Annotated in this window: 12 protein-coding genes; 3 read left to right on the forward strand and 9 right to left on the reverse strand. The window is 68.3% G+C overall.

What is annotated here, in order from left to right; all coding sequences use genetic code 11:
* Positions 1-26 precede the first annotated feature (26 nt).
* From ACZK4S_RS10830 to ACZK4S_RS10845, 4 genes are all read right to left on the reverse strand, one after another.
* Positions 27-878: a carbohydrate ABC transporter permease gene (locus ACZK4S_RS10830; RefSeq protein ID WP_076063080.1), complete on the reverse strand. Its 852-nt coding sequence runs from the start codon at positions 876-878 to the stop codon at positions 27-29.
* Positions 871-1806 (reverse strand): carbohydrate ABC transporter permease, encoded by a 936-nt coding sequence (locus ACZK4S_RS10835; protein WP_083665627.1) that lies wholly within the window; start codon positions 1804-1806, stop codon positions 871-873. Before ACZK4S_RS10835 ends, ACZK4S_RS10830 begins: the two co-directional genes overlap by 8 nt.
* A gap of 65 nt (positions 1807-1871) precedes the next feature.
* Positions 1872-3173, reverse strand: coding sequence for an extracellular solute-binding protein (locus tag ACZK4S_RS10840; protein ID WP_463644256.1), 1302 nt, complete (start codon positions 3171-3173; stop codon positions 1872-1874).
* Between the two features lie 95 nt (positions 3174-3268).
* A complete protein-coding gene (locus tag ACZK4S_RS10845) occupies positions 3269-4444 on the reverse strand; it encodes an ROK family protein (protein WP_463644257.1) in 1176 nt (391 codons plus the stop codon).
* Positions 4445-4533: 89 nt separating this feature from the next.
* Between ACZK4S_RS10845 and ACZK4S_RS10850 the strand changes: the two genes are divergently transcribed.
* Positions 4534-5730 (forward strand): family 20 glycosylhydrolase, encoded by a 1197-nt coding sequence (locus ACZK4S_RS10850; RefSeq protein ID WP_463644258.1) that lies wholly within the window; start codon positions 4534-4536, stop codon positions 5728-5730.
* Between the two features lie 38 nt (positions 5731-5768).
* On the opposite strand, the gene deoC is transcribed toward ACZK4S_RS10850, so the two are convergent.
* Positions 5769-6479, reverse strand: coding sequence for a deoxyribose-phosphate aldolase (gene deoC / locus ACZK4S_RS10855; protein WP_076063085.1), 711 nt, complete (start codon positions 6477-6479; stop codon positions 5769-5771).
* A gap of 161 nt (positions 6480-6640) precedes the next feature.
* Here deoC and ACZK4S_RS10860 point away from each other — a divergent pair, with 161 nt between their 5' ends.
* Positions 6641-12031 (forward strand): endo-alpha-N-acetylgalactosaminidase family protein, encoded by a 5391-nt coding sequence (locus ACZK4S_RS10860; protein WP_463644259.1) that lies wholly within the window; start codon positions 6641-6643, stop codon positions 12029-12031.
* A gap of 515 nt (positions 12032-12546) precedes the next feature.
* On the opposite strand, the gene ACZK4S_RS10865 is transcribed toward ACZK4S_RS10860, so the two are convergent.
* The 4 genes from ACZK4S_RS10865 to ACZK4S_RS10880 are packed head-to-tail and all read right to left on the reverse strand — an operon-like array spanning position 12547 to position 16603.
* A complete protein-coding gene (locus ACZK4S_RS10865) occupies positions 12547-13968 on the reverse strand; it encodes a sensor histidine kinase (RefSeq protein ID WP_463644260.1) in 1422 nt (473 codons plus the stop codon).
* Positions 13965-14690 carry a response regulator transcription factor gene (locus tag ACZK4S_RS10870; protein WP_076063093.1) on the reverse strand — a complete coding sequence of 242 codons (726 nt, stop codon included), beginning with the start codon at positions 14688-14690 and terminating at the stop codon, positions 13965-13967. Before ACZK4S_RS10870 ends, ACZK4S_RS10865 begins: the two co-directional genes overlap by 4 nt.
* Positions 14691-14723: 33 nt before the next feature.
* Entirely contained in the window at positions 14724-15251 is a 528-nt protein-coding gene (locus ACZK4S_RS10875) for a DoxX family protein (RefSeq protein ID WP_463644261.1), read from the reverse strand.
* Positions 15252-15259: 8 nt separating this feature from the next.
* Positions 15260-16603 (reverse strand): NAD(P)/FAD-dependent oxidoreductase, encoded by a 1344-nt coding sequence (locus ACZK4S_RS10880; protein WP_463644262.1) that lies wholly within the window; start codon positions 16601-16603, stop codon positions 15260-15262.
* 68 nt (positions 16604-16671) lie between these two features.
* On the opposite strand from ACZK4S_RS10880, the gene mptB reads away from it, so the two are divergent.
* A complete protein-coding gene (gene mptB / locus ACZK4S_RS10885) occupies positions 16672-18036 on the forward strand; it encodes a polyprenol phosphomannose-dependent alpha 1,6 mannosyltransferase MptB (RefSeq protein WP_463644263.1) in 1365 nt (454 codons plus the stop codon).
* The last annotated feature ends 3 nt before the right edge of the window (positions 18037-18039 follow it).

Genomic DNA, 18039 nt, shown 5'->3' on the forward strand with positions numbered 1-18039 from the left:
CTGGGCGGGGCCACGCGCCGTGGGGTTCAGCCCTTCACAGCGCCGGAGACGAGGCCCTGACCCATCCGGTTCTGGACGACGGCGAACAGGATCATCACCGGCACCGCGATGAGGGTGGAGCCGGCCATCACTCCGCCCCAGTCCGAGCCGCGCAGACCCTGCTGGAACGACTGGAGCCAGATCGGCAGCGTCACCGCGGTGTCCCGGGACAGCACGATGAGGGCCAGGGTGTATTCGTTCCAGGCGTGGAGGAACGCGAACACGCCGGTGGAGATGAGGCCTGGCAGGAGCAGCGGCAGCGTGATGCGCATGAACGCCCCGATGCGGGAGCAGCCGTCCACCATCGCGGCCTGTTCCAGTTCCTGCGGCACCCCGTCGATGAAGCCCCGCATCATCCAGATGACGAAGGGCAGCACGCCGCCGATGTACAGCAGGGAGAGACCGGACACCGAGTTGAGCAGGCTCCAGCCGTCGAGCATCCGGTACTGCGAGAGGAACAGTGCCTCCGCGGGGATCATCTGGATCACCAGGATGGCGACGATGAGGCTCCGCCGGCCACGGAAGCCGAACCTGGAGAGGGCGAGTGCCGCGAGGAGGGAGGCGGCGGTGGTGAACGTAACGGTGATCAATGCCGTGAACAGCGACATCCGCAGCGCCGACCAGAAGCTCGGGTCGCTGAGCACACCGGAGTAATTCTCCAGCGTCGGGTTGGGCGGCAGCAGGTTGGGGGGCGTCGAGAGAAGGTCTGACCGGTCCATGAAGGAGGAGTTGACCATCCAGTACACGGGCAACGCCCAGATCAGGGCGATCAACCCCAGCCCGAGACCCGCCCAGCGCTGGCCGGCGCGCCTCCGGTTCCTGCTCCTGGTCCTAGACATTGGCGTTGCCACCCTTCTTGAAGAGCATCCGGAGGTACTGGAGCGTGATGAGCACGGTGACCAGCAGGATCACCGTCGCGATGGCGGAGGCGGTCCCGTAGTCGCCTCGGGCCACGCCCACCTGGTAGACGTAAGTGCCCAGCAGGTTCGTCTCCGTGGAGATGCCGCCGGACTGCTGCAGGACATAGATCTGGGTGAAGACCTTGAGGTCCCAGATGATCTGGAGGATCCCGATGAGGGCGACGACGTTCGCGATGGTCGGCAGCACCACGTGGCGCAGCCGCTTGAGGTAGCCCGCGCCGTCGATCTGGGCCGCTTCGACGACAGCCTCGTCCACCTGGGTCAGCGCCGAGTAGATGGTGATGGAGGCCAGGGGCACCGACGCCCAGATGATGACCGCCGACGCGACGAGGTAGAAGGTCCAGAAGCTGGACGCCAGCCACGAGAATCCCTCGAACTGCCCGAACCCCAGCGAACTGAGCAGGAAGTTGAGGAGGCCGAAGTTGGGGTCGACGAGCCACTGCCACACCGTGAGGCTGGCCAGCACCGGCATGGCCCACACGACGATGAGCACGATGTTCATGACGGTGCGCATGAGGGGAGACGCGGCGCGCATCAGCAGGGCGATCAGCATCGCCATGCCCATCGTCAGTCCAGCCGTCCAGGCGGCGAACCCGATGGACTTGGCCAGGACCGCCCAGAAGTACGGATCCTTCAGGATGGAGAGGTAGTTGGCCAGCCCGACCCACTCGGCGGGCTGGCCGAACTGCTGCGCCAGCCCGAACTCCTGGAACGACATGGTGAACTGCTTGAGCATCGGGTAGCCGAGCACAATCAGGATGAAGGCCGCGGCCGGTGCCAGGAGCAGCCACGGGGCGAACTGGTGGCTCAGGCGCGATCGGCGACCCGTCCTGCCATTGACCGTCATATGAGTCCTTGTGGGTGGGGCTCCAGCCCTGGGGAGGGCTGGAGCCCCGTCGGAGGTGAGGGGGATCAGGAGTTCAGGGCTTCTTCGAACTTGGCGTTGTACTCCTCGGACACGGCAGTGACGTCGCCGCCCTGCGCGATGGCGGTGAAGTAGTCGCGTACGAGGTTGTCGCCCGCGGCGACGGCCCACGAGGGGGTGTTCGGCGTCAGGCGGGAGTTCTCAACGACCTCAGCCGAGATCTTGCCGAACTCACCGGGCACCTCGTCGCCGAACGCAGTGTTGCCGGGCACCCAGCCGTCCGCCGCGATGAGCTTCTGGAAGCCCTCGGAGAAGATCACGCCCAGCGCGGCCCTGGCCAGCTCCGGGTTGGGGGAGTTCTGCGACATGGAGATGTTGGACCCGCCGGCGAAAGTGGCGCCGACCTCGCCGGGGGCGTTACCCGGTAGGGGCATGACGCCGACCTTCCCCTCGTCCCAGAAACGCTGGTCGATGTTGCCGGTGACGTTCCCGGTGCCCACCAGCACGCCGACCTTCTCCTCGTTGAAGTACTTCCAGAACTCCTTCTGGGAGGCCTGGGAATCCAGCGCGTAGGCGGAACCGTTCTTGAACAGGCTGGAGACGCGCTCCATCGCCTCGATCGACTCCGGCGCGGTCAGCTTGCCCACCCACTTGTCGCCCTCCTGGGCGGCCCAGTGGCCGCCGCCGGCGAACCAGACCGATTCTGCACCGTGGATATCGACAGCGGCCAGATACATGCCGGAGAAGCCAGGCACCCCGTCGGGATTGGCGCCGTCGAGCTTGATGACGGCGTCATGGAACTCGTCCAGGGTGGTCGGGACCGCGATGTCGGCCTTCTCGAAGAGGTCCTTGCGGTAGTAGAGGCCACGTGCGCCGGCGTACAGCGGGTACGAGTAGTTCTTCCCCTCCCACAGGCCGGCGTCCACGAAGCTGGGGATGAGCTTGTCGCCGCCCAGGCTGTCGTAGAGGTCGCTGACGTCGGCGAAGGCCCCGACGCTGGAGAAGGCCGCCGACTGCGTGTTGCCCGTCTCCACCAGGTCGGGCGACTCGGACTTCGACGCGAGAGAGGTCTGGATCTTGCTCACGATCCCGTCCCACGGCTGGATCTCCACGCTCATGGTGTTGCCGGGGTACTCGCTCTCGAAGGTCTCCTTGAGGTACTTCTGGGCGCCCTCGCTGATCGAGCCCTCCATGAACCACACACGCACGGTCTTGCCGGTGATCTCGCTGGCGTTGCCGGTCGGCGTGGCGCCGGTCCCCGTGGTGCTCCCGCACGCGGTGAGCCCCAACACGGCCGCGCCGGCGACGGATGCGGTCAGGAAGCCTCTTCTGGTGAAGTTCGACGACATTGTCTCTCGATTCTCGGGGAACCCCGCTCATGACGATGGACGAAGATGTCCATTTCCGTTACACGAGGGTAGACACATCGCTCGGTTCATGTCAATCAATGTGACATTCCCAGGATCGTGTCGACGATGCGGTCGAAGCCCCTGTGGTCCCGCTTCAGCAACTCGAAGGCCGCGGCGACGACGGTCTCGGGGTTCGACGTGGCGGAGGCGCAGGTGACGCGCAGCGTCCGGGTGATCAGGGGGAGCGCACGTCGCTTGATGGCCTCGCGCACCGGTTCGGCGTACAGGTCGCCGGCGCCGGCCACCGGGCCGCCCAGGACGATGAGGTCCGGGTCCAGCAGGTTGCACACCGACGCGAGCGCCTCGCCCATGAGCGTGCCCGTCTGGTCGATGATCCGTTGCGCGGCGTAGTCGCCGCGCCGGGCTGCGGCGATCCCGTCGGTGATACTCGCGCCCGGCCCCAGAATGGCGGCGAACTCCTCCTCGAGGAACTCAGAGCCCACGTACCTCCCGAGGCAGCCGCGGTTGCCGCACTCGCACGGGCGCCCGTTGTGGTCGATGCTGAGGTGGCCGAGTTCACCGGCGCCGCCGTGGCTGCCCGCCGCGATCTCGCCGTTGATGATCTGGCCCATCGCGACGCCGCCCGTCAGGTGGGCATAGATGAGGTTGCGTGCCTCCGGGTGGGCCAGGTGCTCGACGAAAGCGAGTAGTCGGGAGGAGTTCTCGACCTTCACGGGGGAACCCAGCGCAGCCTCCACCATGGTCTTGGGATTGACGTCCACCCAGGCCGCGGAGGCGCGGCCGCCGAGGATCTCGCCGGTGGTGCTGTCCGTCTGCGAGTTGACGGCGACATGGCTCAGCAGGATGGGGACCTCGCCGAGGCCCAGGTCGACCTGCAGCCGCCGCACCATCTCGATGGCCGACTGGAGGCGCATGGATCCGCTGTCGAGCGCGCCTCCATGCTGGACCTCGGATCCCAGGAGGCGGCCGTCGAGCGCCGCGATGCCAACGGTGAGGGTGGTCCGCCGCGAGACGATCGACACCAGCAGTCCGCACCGCTGGGAGATGGCCAGGCGCTGCTTCTTCGGCGTGCCGGTTCCCGTCTCGGCGGAGTCGTCCCCGGCCGAGAGGATGCCCTTCGCGACGAGCGGTGCCACCACGTTGGTCACGGTGGTGCGTGACACGCCCATCACGCGCGCCAGGTCCGCTCGGTGTGTGGCTCCGTCGCGCAACAGGAGCGCGACGACGGTGTCGCGTGGGGTGGTGATCACGGGAGCCTTCACTTTCCGGGGGTGGCCTCCTGGTATCGTCGCACCAGAACGTCACGTAAGTTAACACTAATCTTCTCGGGGAGAACACTATGAGCGAGCTTAGCTCCAGCCGGTCCGCCATTCCATCGCCAGGCCGCGAGGAGAGCCCGGCATACGGCTGGCGAGGGTTCCACCTGGATTCGGCCCGCACGTTCTGGCCGGTCGAGGATGTGCTCGAGATCCTGGAGCTGATGGCGCGCTACCGGCTCAACCGGCTGAGCTGGCACCTCACCGACGACCAGGGGTGGCGTTTCGCCGTGCCGGGCTACGAGCGACTCCTCGACATCTCTGCCCAGCTCCCACGCACCTCGTTCGACAACTACGACAACGCGCTCCCCGCCAAGCGTGAGGCGCTGCACGAGGAGTACAAGGACCGGCCCTGGGGCGGTTCCTACTCCGACGACGAGATCCGCCGCGTCGTGGCCCGCGCCGGGGAGCTGGGCATCGACGTGCTGCCGGAGGTGGACCTCCCGGGGCACATGGCCGCCGTGATCGAGGCGTATCCGCACCTTGGTAACCCCGCCCTCGCGGCGTTGCCCCGCCCGGAATGGACCCGCAACGACCTGTTGTGGCCCACCCCCGAGTCCTACGGCTTCCTCCGTGCCGCGCTGACCCGGGTGACCGAACTGTTCCCCTTCTCCATCGTGCACATCGGCGGCGACGAGTGCCGCTACGAGCTCTGGGAGGGCGACGCGGCTCTCATGGCCGACTCCGCGTCGAGGGGCGTCTCCGGGGCCGCTGCCATCCAGGGGGAGTTCACCAGGTTCGCCAAGGATGTGCTCGCCGAGCGCGGCCGCACCATCGCCGGCTGGGACGAACTCGCCCGCACGCCCATCGAGGGAGACGAACTGCTCCTAGCCTGGCAGGAGGGCGTGGGCGTGGCCAACGCGCTGGGCACCCAGAACCCGTGGCTCTACTGCGACGCCGACTACCTGTACTTCAACCGCCTCCAGGGGGAGCCGGAGACCGAACCGTGCGGCATGTGGCCCACCATCACGCCCAGAATGGTCTTGGAGGCGCCCATCCCGGACAACGACAGGCTGGTGGGCGTCCAGGCATCGATCTGGTGTGAGTTCGTCACGAGCCGGGAACTGCTCTGGTACCATGTGTTCCCGCGGCTGCTGCCCTACGCCGAGCGTGCCTGGCATGGCGCCGACGCCCTGCCCTACGAGGAACTGGAACCCCTCATCCGTCGCGAACTGGAATGGCTCTCGGCGCGCGGGATCCAGGCCCGCCCGCTGGACTGATCGGGTGTCCCCCGCCTCGGCGGGGGACACCCCAACAATCAGTAGTCGTCGTCGGAGTCGACGTCGGCCTCCGGCGCCTCACCCGATTCAACGCCTTCAGCGCCCGCGAGAACCGAGGCGCTGCCGCTGAGGCCCAGGCGCGTGGCGCCCGCTTCGGCCATCGCGTTGGCGGTGGCGTAGTCGCGGATCCCGCCGCTGGCCTTCACGCCCAGGCGGTCGCCGACGGTCTGCGCCATCAGCGACACCGCGTGCACCGATGCGCCGCCGCTGGGGTGGAAGCCGGTGGAGGTCTTGACGTAGTCGGCGCCGGCGGCCTCGGCGGCCCGGCAGGCCGCGACGATCTCGTCGTCAGTCAGGGCGGCCGACTCGATGATGACCTTCAACAGCACGTCCGGGGCGGCCTCGCGCACGGCGCGGATCTCGGCCTCGACCAGGTCCGCACGGCCCTCCTTGAGGAGGCCGATGTTGATCACCATGTCCACCTCGTGGGCGCCGAGGCGGGCCGACTCGGCGGCCTCCGCAGCCTTCGCCGCCGGGGTGTGGTTGCCGGACGGGAAGCCGCAGACCGTGGCGACCAGCACGTCGCCCAGTTCGACGTCGATGGGAAGCATCGACGGGGAGACGCACACCGAGTACGTGCCCAACTCTCGTGCCTCGGCCACCAGCGCGGCCACCTGGGCGCGCGTGGCATCCGTCTTCAGCAACGTGTGGTCAATCATCTGGGCGAGTGCCGAGCGGGTGATCTGCATTGCGGTCCTTTCGTTTCTTGCATCGTAGCTGTCCATTTGGCGGGTGTTGCGCACTATGAACGAGCGCTTGTCGTCTCGACGTGCCCGCGACAAGGGGCGACGGTTATGGTCGCGGGGAGGTGTGGGCACATCGAAGCGCCCGCCAATGAGAAGGGACTCGGATGTCCACAGTGACAACACGACACGTGGTGGCAGGCATTGCCGCCGGGGCGTTGGCGTTCGGGGGGTTGGTATTCCCCCAATCCGCTACCGCAGCGTACGAATACACAGCCATTCCGCAGAGCCAGATGACGGTGGTCGACGTCAATTCCGTCGAGGTCGGCGGCGAGGGCGCCAACGGTGCCGCCGAACTGGTGCTCGACGGCAACCTGGAGACGTACTGGCACACCCAGTGGTCGGGCACCCTTGTCCCGCCGCCGCACCACCTCACCGTCAAGGTCGCCGACACCCCGGTGCAGCTGGGCCGCGTGCGCCTGACGCCGCGCCAGTCGTCCAACGGCTCCGGCCGCGTCAACGGGTACGAACTCTGGACCTCGGCCAGCGCCTGCACCGCCGACACGAGCGACTTCGTCAAGCGGGCCCAGGGCAACTTCGACGGCCTCGTCGTCAACAACAAGATCGAGCGCGAGATCACGTTCCCGCCGGTGGACGCCACCTGCGTCAAGGTCGTCTACCTCTCCACCTGGGGTGGCCACGTCGCCGGCGAAGAGACGTCCCGCACCGAGAACGTCGGATCGCTGGCGGAGTTCAACGCCGATACCGCCATCGGCGACGGCCCGACCGTCAGCCCCACTCCCACCGACCCCACCGTCCCCCCGGTCACCGACATCGTGATCCCCGAGGGCGCCACCGAGCTGGTCGACGGCGACCTCAAGGTGCGGCTGCACCCGGACTTCCCGCAGGTGGTCGACTACCGCCTCGGGGATGACCAGTTGGCCGGCCGCATCGGCGCCGCGCTGACCACCATCCTCGTCAACGAGGTTGAGCAGCCCGTCACCGTGGCAGATCCGGTGCGCGCCGCCGACGGCCGCTCGGCGAGCTACGCGCTCACCTTCCCGAACCTGACCGGCGTGTCCATGACCGCCCGCATCGAGGTGGCCGACGAGGCCCTGCGGTTCACGCTCACCGACATCGTCGACCCCGACGAGGCCGTCAACCGGGTGCGCATCCCCAACCACAACCTCGTCACCGTCACCGGCAACGGCGCGCAGTTGACCGCCGGCCTGATCGGCGTCAACCGCAACGTCTCGGGTGACAGGTTCGAGCCACTGGCCACCACCCCCGCCGGCGCGATCCAGGGCTCCTGGATGGCCATCGCCAACAACTCCAGCGTCGCCGCCACCCTCGACTCGAACGCCACCGAGGACAACCGCGGCCCGGCGTCCACCGCGGGCCGTGTTGCGGTCGGCAACAACCGCCTGCAGCGCCAGATCACCACGGTCGACGGCGTCAAGCACGGCGCCGTCTGGTCGGGCACGTGGACCTGGCTCAGCGAGCCCGTCGAGCAGCACGAGGGCGTGATCGGCCGAGACGCCGACCCGTACGTCACCGTCAAGCTGACGCGCGACCGCAACGCCGACTCCGTGATCGACTGGCAGGACGGCGCGATCGCCCATCGCGAGATCGTCGAGTCGCCGCTGGGCGCCGACAACGTCAAGAACGAGGTCGTCGCGCGGATCCCCTTCAACATCGTTTCGCAGGCGACGCACCCGTTCCTCCGCACGCTCGACGACACCAAGCGCATCTCGCTCGAGACCGACAACCTCGGCCAGCGCGTGCTGCTGAAGGGCTACCAGTCCGAGGGCCATGACGCTGCCCACCCCGACTATGCCGGTCACTACAACCAGCGGGCCGGCGGCTTCGACGACCTCGAGACGCTGACCGAGACCGGCGCCGACTACAACGCGAAGTTCGGCGTGCACGTCAACGCCACCGAGAGCTACTCCGAGGCCTACTCGTTCTCGGAGGACCTCCTGCAGATGCCGCCGAAGAAGGCCTGGGGCTGGATGAACCAGTCGTACTACATCGACGGCCCCAAGGACCTCGCCACCGGTGCAGTGCTGGACCGCTTCCAGGACTTCTACGACGAGAAGCCGGCCAACCTCACGTGGCTCTACGTCGACGTCTACTACCCCTACGGCTGGGAGATGGAGCGCTTCGCCTCCGAGCTCGCGGACATGGGCTGGGAGCTCTCGTCCGAGTGGTCGGACCGCTTCCCGAACCAGACCCTGTGGTCGCACTGGTCCCAGGACGAGAACTACGGAGGCGCGGAGAACAAGGGCCTCAACTCCACCGTGATGCGCTTCACCTTCAACCACGAGCGTGACACCTGGAACCCGCACCCGATCCTGTCGAACAGCAACGTCGTCGAATTCGAGGGTTGGAGCGGCGGCAACAACCACAACGCGTTCCTCCGCAACGTCTGGGAGCGCAACCTGCCCGCCAAGTTCCTCCAGCAGTCGCCGATCGTGAAGTGGGAGACCAACCGGATCGCGTTCGCCAACGGCACCGTGGCCACCTCGCCGCTCACGACCATCCCCGGCAGCACGGTCCCGACGAACCGTGAGATCACGTTCGACGGCGCCACCGTCTTCGCCGACGGCGGCTACCTGCTGCCCTGGCAGAACGGCGGCGAGAACCGTCTGTACCACTACAAGATCGGCGGCGGCACCACGCAGTGGACCCTGACCGACGCGTTCGCGGGCCAGACGTCGCTGAAGTTGTTCAAGCTGACCGACACGGGCCGTGAGGCGCTCGCCGACGTCCCCGTGGTCAACGGCAAGATCTCGCTGACGGCAGAGGCCAACACCGCCTACGTGCTCTACCCGACGACCACCGTTCCGCAGGTCCAGGACCCCAACTGGGGCGAGGGCAGCAACATCGAGGATCCGGGCTTCTTCTCCGGCACCCTCGACGCCTATGAGACGACCGGCAACGTCGCCGTCGAGCGCAACGCGCGCCGCAACTACGAGGCCCGGATCGGCGCCGGCGAAGCTTCGCTCTCGCAGACCCTGAACCTCCCTGCGGGCACCTACTCCGCGTGGGCCTCGGTGGAGATCGACCCGCTCAAGACCCGGGATCTCACGATTGAAGCCTCCGGTACCGGAGTCACCGCGGCGGGTTACGCCGAGACGGACGGCGACGGAAACGTCGTCAACACCATCTCTGCCTCCACCGTGCGCAACTCCACGGCCTCGGATCAGAAGCGTGACTTCTATCACCAGCGTCACCGTGTCACCTTCACCACCGCCGGTGGTGACGTCACCCTGGCGTTCAAGGCCGGCGACGGGGATGCCCGCATCCTGATCGACGACCTGCGCGTGGTGGAGTTCCTGGCACCGGTTGACCCGGACAGCTTGGAGCGCCCTGACACGGTGTTCTTCGAGGACTTCGAGAACATCGACACGGGCTACTACCCGTTCGTGACCGGCGCCACCAACCGCGGTGGCGACGCACGCACCCAGCTCGCCCGTCTGCACGCTCCGTACTCGCAGAAGGGTTGGTGGGGCGTCGACAGCACGAACAACGTGGTCGAGGGCGGCAAGCTCAACGACAACGTGCTGCGTGGCGACTGGTCGTTGATGGCCAACAACGAGAACACCGGCGAGATCCTCAAGACCGCTCCCGGCGCGATCCCGTTCGAGGCAGGCCAGCGTTACCGCGTGTCGTTCGACTACCAGACCACCTATGCCGACCAGTACCGCGTCCGCATCGGAAGCGACGTGGTGACCGCCACAGGTGTTCGCACCATCAACACCGTGTCGGCCGTCCTGGGCCAGCAGCGTGTCACCACCACGTACTCGGCCGAGCTCGACACCGCATGCGGTGCCAACGCGTTCATCGCGATCGACAAGCTGGCCGGGGCCAACACCCAGCACAACATGACGATCGACGACCTGCGCGTCGAGCATCTGGGCGAGGCTGAGTCGGGCGCCTGCATCGAAGGCTCCATGTCCGTCACCGGAACCGCTCAGGCGGGTCGCGAGCTCACCGTCACCACCAACGTGGTGTCGGTGCTCGGCGCGGGCACCGAGGTCAAGCACGAGCTGACTGCTCCCGAGGGATGGACCACGACCGTGGCCACCCCGGGCGCGACCGAGCTGGCCGAGGGCGCAACCTCGACCCAGGTGTGGAAGGTGCTGTTGCCGGAGGGTGTCGAGGACGCCGTCCTGCAGTTCCGTGGATCGATGACTCAGGGCGGGGAGACGGCCATCGTCGAACGCTCTGCGAACGTCACTGTCATCCCCCCGCTTCCCGGCGGCCAGGTCTACCTCTCCGACATGCGTGAGCGCATCGTCGGAACCCCGACCAACGGTTGGGGGCCCATGGAATGGGATCTGTCCAACGGCGAACAGGGCGGCGGCGACGGCGGTCCGTTGAAGATCGACGGCGTCACCTACCCGAAGGGCATCGGCATGCACGCTCCGGCGAGCGTCACCTTCAACCTCGAGGGTGAGTGCCAGGCGTTCAGCTCCTTCATCGGCATCGACGATGTGCAGACCGGGCGCGGCACTGTGCAGTTCGTGGTGATCGGTGATGGCGAGGAACTGTTCCGGTCGGAAACCCTCCGCCACGACAGCGCCGTCGTCGAGATCAAGGACCTCGACATCACCGGCGTGCAGGAGTTGACGCTCAAGGCTGAGACCACGGCCGACGGCAACGGCAACGACCACGCCGACTGGGCAGAGGCCCGCGTCACGTGCAACACGGTCGAGGACGTCACCGGCCCGGTGGTGGACACCATCACCGCTCCGGCCGACGCCCAGGTGGGCAAGGCGCTGAGCATCGCCGTCACGGCGACCGACGCGTCGACCCCGCTGACCTACGCCGCCACCGGCCTGCCGGCCGGCGTGACCATCAACGCCGACACCGGCGTCATCGCCGGCACCCCGACGGCGGACGGCACGTTCAGCGTCACGGTGACTGTCACCGACGCCAAGGGCAACAAGACGGACTCGACGTTCACCCTCGTGGTGGCGAAGAAGGCCGGACCCACGGTGTCGCCGAGCCCGTCGGTGTCGCCGAGCCCCTCGGTGTCGCCTTCGGTCAAGCCGTCGGTGAAGCCGACGGTCACGCCTTCGGGCAAGCCGACGACCACGCCGGCCTCGGACAAGTACGTCCCGACGGTGCCCTACACCCTGCCGGGGAAGCACGAGTTCAACGGTCGTCAGTGGTTCACGCAGTGTGAGGCGTACTCGCAGACGGAGCGGTGCCGCACGGAGATCTGGGCCACCGTGGTCAAGGTCGAGGACGGGAAGTTCGTCCGCGAGTCGGGCTGGGCGTTCAACAACCTGACCTACCTGCCGTACATGACCCGGGCGGCGTGGAAGGGCAACCCGCTCGGCCAGGCCGGCACGTTCACGTCGGCTGGTCGTCAGTGGAAGACCGAATGCGACACCGCCGCCACCGGTCGGGGCGCGTGCCGCTCCTACACGATGACGACGGTGTACGCGGCCACGGCGAAGCCTGCGGGTGGCTACACCTTCTCGCAGAGCAACGAGTGGGTCTTCAACAACATCGTGATGTTCGGAGGACCCGAGAAGCGAGGCTGACCCTCACCTGAGCCGGGCTTCCCCGTCCGGCTCAGTCGGTCAGCCCAGTAGCTGAAACGGAACCCCCGGGCTCCCAGGCAACACGCTTGGAAGCCCGGGGGTTCTTCGCGTCAGCGCGTCGGCTCTCGGCCGCTGGGGCTCCCCGTGGGCGAAGGCAGCCAACGCGTCAGCTGGGTGGTGCCCAGCGTCGTCCGGCGGCCTGAGCTTCGCTTCACTGCTGGGTTTGTGCCCGAGGACGGCGCCACTTCCAGCACTGAAGCGGGGCGGAAGTGTTCAATGCTGGGTTTGATTCCAAGGACGGGTTCAAACCCAGCACTTGCGTGACCTGAAGTCCGCCCTGGCGCCTGGCCCGTGCCCAGCTCCGGCATTGCTGCCTTGCCCAGCGGAAGCATCCAGCGCCTCGACGTCCAACGGGAGACCCCAGCCCACCGAAGGATGCGTCACTGGCTCGCGCCTGCGCACGGGTGTCGTTCACTGCGGGGTCGTCGAAGTGGCGGGCTGGAGCCGCCCGTCGATCAGTCGACGGGGGCCAGCGGCAGCGTCACGGTGAACGCCGTCCTGCCGGGCCTGCTCGACACCATCGCCGACCCGCCGAAGCCCTCGGCGATGGCACGCACGATCGCCAGCCCCAGCCCCGTGGACGGAACGGTGGAGTGGGTGCGCGCATCGTCGGCCTTCGTGAACCGCTCGAAGACGCGGGGGAGGGTGTCGGGCGGGATACCGGGACCGTTGTCGGCGACCTCGATGACCGCGCGGTCCCCATGCCGCCGCACGCACGTGCGCACGATGGTGCCGGGCGGCGTGTGCGTCCGGGCGTTGCTCAGCAGATTGATCATCACCTGGTGCAGCTGGTCCGCGTCGGCCAGCACCATGACCTCCGGCTCCGGCAGGATCAGTTGCCACTGGTGGTCGCGGCTCGCGGCCTGCGCGTCGCTGACCGCGTTGACCACCACCTCGACGGCGTCGACGGGCCTCGCCTCCACCTGCGTGTCGGCATCGAGCCGGGCCAGCAGCAGCAGGTCGTTGACCAGCTTGGTCATGCGTCGGGATTCGGAGTCGATGCGCTGCAGCGCGAAGGACTTCTCGCCCTCGGGTGCGCGCTCCGCCAACTCGCTGTAGCCCCGGATCGCGGCCAGGGGGTTGCGCAGCTCGTGCGACGCGTCGGCGACGAACCGGCGCAGCTTCACCTCGGACGCTTCGCGCGCGGCCAGCGCGCCCTCGATCCGGTCCAGCATGTCGTTGAAGGCGGTGGCCAGGCGGGTGACCTCGTTGTTCTCCGGCAGCGCGCCCACCGAGACCCTCGGTACCTCGACGCGTCCCCGTTCCAACTGCAGGTGGCTTACCTGGTCTGCCGTGTTCGTGAGCGCGGTCAGCGGCCGGGTGGCGCGGCCCAGCACCTCGCGCGTGACCAACGCCGTGACGGCGACGGCCGACAACGAGATGCCCGCCGCGAACAGCGTCAGCCACAGCAGGGAGCGGTCGATGTCGCCGGTGGGCAGCCCCACCGACACCTTGCCCAGCCGCGTCTCCCGCGCCTCGACGCGGTACTTGCCCATCCCGGGCAGCATCACGGAGCGCTTCTCGCCGTCGGCCGGCAGTTCGACGAGGCGGATCATGGCGGCCGTGGTCACGGAGTCCACCTCGCCGTCCTCGATGACGCTGCCCACGGCGCTGCCGTCGGGCAGCTCCAGGGCGATCACGGTGCCCACCCTCATGCCGGGCGTCTCGATGCCGGGCACGCGGTCGCCGCTGCTCCAGCCCGGCCCGCGGCCCTGCCGCACCTGTGCGCCGTCCAGCTCCGTGTCGAGTTGGCGGTACAGGATGGTGGCGGCCGCGAAGACGGTGACCATGCTGACCACGAGCGCCAGCACCGCGACGGTGATGACGACGCGGGGCTGGATCTGGGCGGCGAGGGAACCGCGTCGCTGAGGGCTCATCCGGCCGCCGGCCGCAGCACGTAGCCCGCGCCGCGCATGGTGTGGATCATGGGGTCGCGGTTCGCGTCGATCTTCTTGCGCAGGTAGGAGATGTACAGCTCCACGACGTTGGCCTGGCCGCCGAAGTCGTAGTTCCACACCCTGTCCAGGATCTGCGCCTTCGACAGCACCCGCTTGGGGTTGCGCATCAGGAAGCGCAGCAGTTCGAACTCGGTTGCGGTGAGGTTGATGTGTTCGCCGGCGCGGGTCACCTCGTGGGAGTCCTCGTCGAGGATCAGGTCGCCGACGATGATCTGCGTGTCGGGGCGGATCGACGTGGCACCGGAGCGGCGCAGCAGCCCGCGCAGCCGCGCGATGACCTCCTCGAGCGAGAAGGGCTTGGTGACGTAGTCGTCGCCGCCCGCGGTCAGCCCCGCGATGCGGTCCGTGACGCCGTCCTTCGCGGTGAGGAAGATCACCGGCACGTCCGGGTCCTCGGTGCGGATGCGGCGCATCACCTCCAGCCCGTCGAAATCCGGCAGCATCATGTCGAGCACCAGGGCGTCGGGCTGCGCCTCGCGGGCCACCTTGACGGCCTCCGTGCCGGAGGTCGCCGTGTAGACGTCCCACCCCTCGTACCTCATGGCCATCGACAGCAGCTCGATGAGGCTGGGTTCGTCGTCGACGGTGAGCACGCGGATGGGCGTGCCGTCCGGGCGGGTCAGGGTGTCAGCATGGGCCATGGGTCCACTCTCCCACTGCCGGGTGGGTGAATGCTATGAGGTTTCTGTGGGATACCTGTGAGAGCCCGCCGCCGGTTCGTCCGGCACCGGGTAGGAGGCCGGCCGGTCGCGGGGGTCCGGTTCGATCAAGCGCTCCCCGGCGTCGTCGCGCGGCCGCAGGAACAGGTAATCCAGGCCGGCGCGGCCGGAGCCGAAGGCCAGGAAGATCAGGCCGAAGGTGGCCAGGACGGCGTTGTACTCCCAGCCGCGGTCGTGCTGGTAGAAGCCGGCGTCGAGCCGCGTCGTGAGCATGACCGCGCCGTTCTGGACGATCATGCCGAGGCCGATGAGCGGCGTGGCCAGCCCGAAGATGAGGAGGGCACCCCCGATGAGTTCGAAGGCGATCGTCGCGATGACGAGGCCCTCCGCACTGGGCAGACCCACACCTTCCAGGATGTTGGTCTGGTCCTCGAGGCCCGTGATGTTCCAGCGGTACCAGCCGTGCGCCATCAGCGTCACGCCCAGCACGATCCTGGCCACGAGCAGCGCGAGGTCACGCACTACCTTCAGGAAGGCGTCCATCGCAGCTCCTAGTCCTCGGTGAGCTCCTCACCGTGGATCAGCTTGCCAGAAGAACCGGCGCCGAGACGCTCCAACGCGAGGCGCGCCACCATTTGCTGGTTGGTGACCACCCGCTGTGAGCGGCCGTTCGTCACGAACGTGATGAACCAGCTCAGCAGCGTGGTGATGCGCTGCTTGAACCCCGCGATGTAGAGGAGGTGCAGGAACAGCCACGCGAGCCACGCGATGAAACCGGTCAGCTGGATCTTGCCGATCTGCGTGACGGCGGCGAACTTGGAGATGGTGGCCATGGACCCCTTGTCGCGGTACCTGAACGCGCCGGGCTCACGGGAGTTCTCGACGGTGGCCCGGATCGTCTTCGCCGCGTGCTTCGCGCCCTGGATGGCGCCCTGGGCGACACCCGGCACTCCCGGCATCGACGCCATGTCACCGATGACGAATACCTCGGGGTGCCCGGGGAGGTTCAGGTTCTCGTCGACGACGACGCGGCCCGAGCGGTCCAGTTGGGCGTCGGACTGCTCGGCGAGGGTCGCGCCCAGCTCGCTGCCCTGCACGCCGGCGGCCCACACCTTGCAGCCCGCCTCGATGCGCTCGGTGCTGCCGTCCTTGCGGCGGAAGGTCAGGCCGTCGTCGTCCAGGTCCGTGACGATGGCACCCAACTGCACCTCGACGCCCATGCCCTCCAGCGTCTCCTGCGCGTTGCGACCCAGCCTGGGGCCGAACGGCGGCAGCACCTGGTCGGCGCCGTCGAGGAGTACGACGCGGGCGTCGGACGGATTGAAGGAGCGGAACTCGTTGCGCAGCGTGGAATCCGCCAGCTCGCGGATCTGGCCCGCCATCTCGACGCCGGTGGGGCCGGCGCCCACCACCGCGAACGTCAGGAGCCGGCGCCGCTCGTCGGGATCGGTAGTGAACTCGGCCACCTCGAACGACTTCAGGATGCGGGCCCGCAGCTCCAGCGCGTCGTCGATCGTCTTCATGCCCGGCGCGAACGTGCGGAAGTGGTCGTTGCCGAAGTAGCTCTGGCCCGCGCCCGCAGCCACGATCAGGGTGTCGTAGGGCGTCTCCTGGTGCCGGTTGTGGTAGCGCCACTTCACCGTGCGCCCGGTCAGGTCGATGTCCTCCACCAGCCCCAGCAGCACCTTCACGTTCTTCTGCCGGCGCAGGATCTCGCGGGTGGGGGGTGCGATCTCGCCCTCGCTGAGCACGCCGGTGGCCACCTGGTAGAGCAGGGGCTGGAAGAGGTGCGTGTTGGTCTTGGCGAGGAGGGTGATGTCCACGTCCGCGTGCTTCAGGGCCTTGGCCGCGAACAGCCCGCCGAAGCCGGACCCGATGATGACGACACGATGCATGTGCCCAGAGTAATCCGCAACATAGTCGTGGCGAAAATATCCCGTATCGATTCCACTAGTCTGGCGCGGTGCGTAACTGGCTGTGGGTGACGATCGGGTTCTCGGCGGTGCTCGTCATCGTCGGTGCCGCGTTCGTCGACGCCCCCGGGCTGCTCGAGGGCCCCGCCTCCTGGTGGCGCGTGATCGTCTCCTTCACCGGCCATTGCGCGCTGCTGCTCGCCTGGTGGCAGTTGGGCCCCCGCTGGCACCGCCCGCTGACGACGGCGGCCCTATGGTCGCTGCCCATGCTGGTGTCGCTGCCGCTCCACTCCCGTGATGCCTACGCGTACGCGGCCACCGGTTGGCAGGTGGCCCGCGGCATCAACCCGTACGAGACGGCCATCGGCGATGCGGGGCAGCCGGGCCTGCTCGTGGGCACCCACTGGCACACCACCACGTCGGTTTACCCCTCGTTGCAACTCGACCTGTTCGGCCTCGTCTCCCGGCTGACCGCCGGCGACATCCTCGCCACCCCGATGGCGATGCGGATCCAGAGCGTGCTCGCGCTGGCGATCCTCGCGTGGGTGCTGCCGCGGCTGGCGCGGCGCTTCGGCGTCGACCCGGGCCTGGCGCTGTGGGCGGGGCTGCTCAACCCCGTGATCCTCGTGCAGTGGATCGGCGGCGCGCACAACGACGCCCTGATGGTGGCGCTCGGCGTGGCGGCGTTCCTGGCGGTCACCGACCTGGGCTGGCGCGGCTGGCGCGGGCTCGTCGTCGCCGGCCTGCTGCTGGGCGTCGCGATGGGCATCAAGCAGTCGGCCGCGCTGTACGGGCTCGGTGTGGTGGCCGTCGCCTGGAGCCTCCGTCGGCCCGCCCGGTCCTCGTGGTGGGGCCTGGCGTGGGTGGCCGTCGTGCCGGGAGCGGTGACCGTGCTGACGTTCCTGGCCACCTCGCTCCACTGGGGCCTCGGCTGGCGTAACCCGACGGCGGGCCAGCCCATCGGCGCCACCAGCAACGCCCCGCTGTCATGGGTGGCGTCCTTCGCGCGCTACCACGAGATCTTCCCGGAGGGGGTCTCCGACGGCGTCATCAATCTGCTCTCCACCCTGCTGATCGCGGTGGTCGTGGTGCTCCTGTGGGTGAAGTGGGGCCCGAAGGGGCGGGCGGCGGGGGACCGGCCCTGGCTCTTCGCCGTCGCCGTGCTGGTGGCCTTCATGGTGTGCGCGCCCGCGCTGCAGCCGTGGTACCTCACGTGGCTGCTGCCGCTGTATGTCTTCTGCCCGCGGTCGCCGCTGACGGACCGCGTCTGGCTGGTGGTGGTGGCCGCGTTCGCGCTGCTGCCCGCGCTGCAGGATGCGATGGCGCCCTATGTCGCCATGGTGGTGGTGGGGGTGCCGCTGTGGTGGTGGTGGCGCCGCGGAATCCCCGCCATCGAGCAGCGACCCGCACACTAGACT

This window comes from Tessaracoccus zhenghani, assembly GCF_055326325.1.

Bases quoted from the DNA above. Each gene is read 5' to 3' on its own strand.
- ACZK4S_RS10830 (WP_076063080.1), bottom strand. From the start codon at position 878: ATGTCTAGGACCAGGAGCAGGAACCGGAGGCGCGCCGGCCAGCGCTGG.
- ACZK4S_RS10835 (WP_083665627.1), bottom strand. From the start codon at position 1,806: ATGACGGTCAATGGCAGGACGGGTCGCCGATCGCGCCTGAGCCACCAG.
- ACZK4S_RS10840 (WP_463644256.1), bottom strand. From the start codon at position 3,173: ATGTCGTCGAACTTCACCAGAAGAGGCTTCCTGACCGCATCCGTCGCC.
- ACZK4S_RS10850 (WP_463644258.1), top strand. From the start codon at position 4,534: ATGAGCGAGCTTAGCTCCAGCCGGTCCGCCATTCCATCGCCAGGCCGC.
- deoC (WP_076063085.1), bottom strand. From the start codon at position 6,479: ATGCAGATCACCCGCTCGGCACTCGCCCAGATGATTGACCACACGTTG.
- ACZK4S_RS10860 (WP_463644259.1), top strand. From the start codon at position 6,641: ATGTCCACAGTGACAACACGACACGTGGTGGCAGGCATTGCCGCCGGG.
- ACZK4S_RS10865 (WP_463644260.1), bottom strand. From the start codon at position 13,968: ATGAGCCCTCAGCGACGCGGTTCCCTCGCCGCCCAGATCCAGCCCCGC.
- ACZK4S_RS10870 (WP_076063093.1), bottom strand. From the start codon at position 14,690: ATGGCCCATGCTGACACCCTGACCCGCCCGGACGGCACGCCCATCCGC.
- ACZK4S_RS10875 (WP_463644261.1), bottom strand. From the start codon at position 15,251: ATGGACGCCTTCCTGAAGGTAGTGCGTGACCTCGCGCTGCTCGTGGCC.
- ACZK4S_RS10880 (WP_463644262.1), bottom strand. From the start codon at position 16,603: ATGCATCGTGTCGTCATCATCGGGTCCGGCTTCGGCGGGCTGTTCGCG.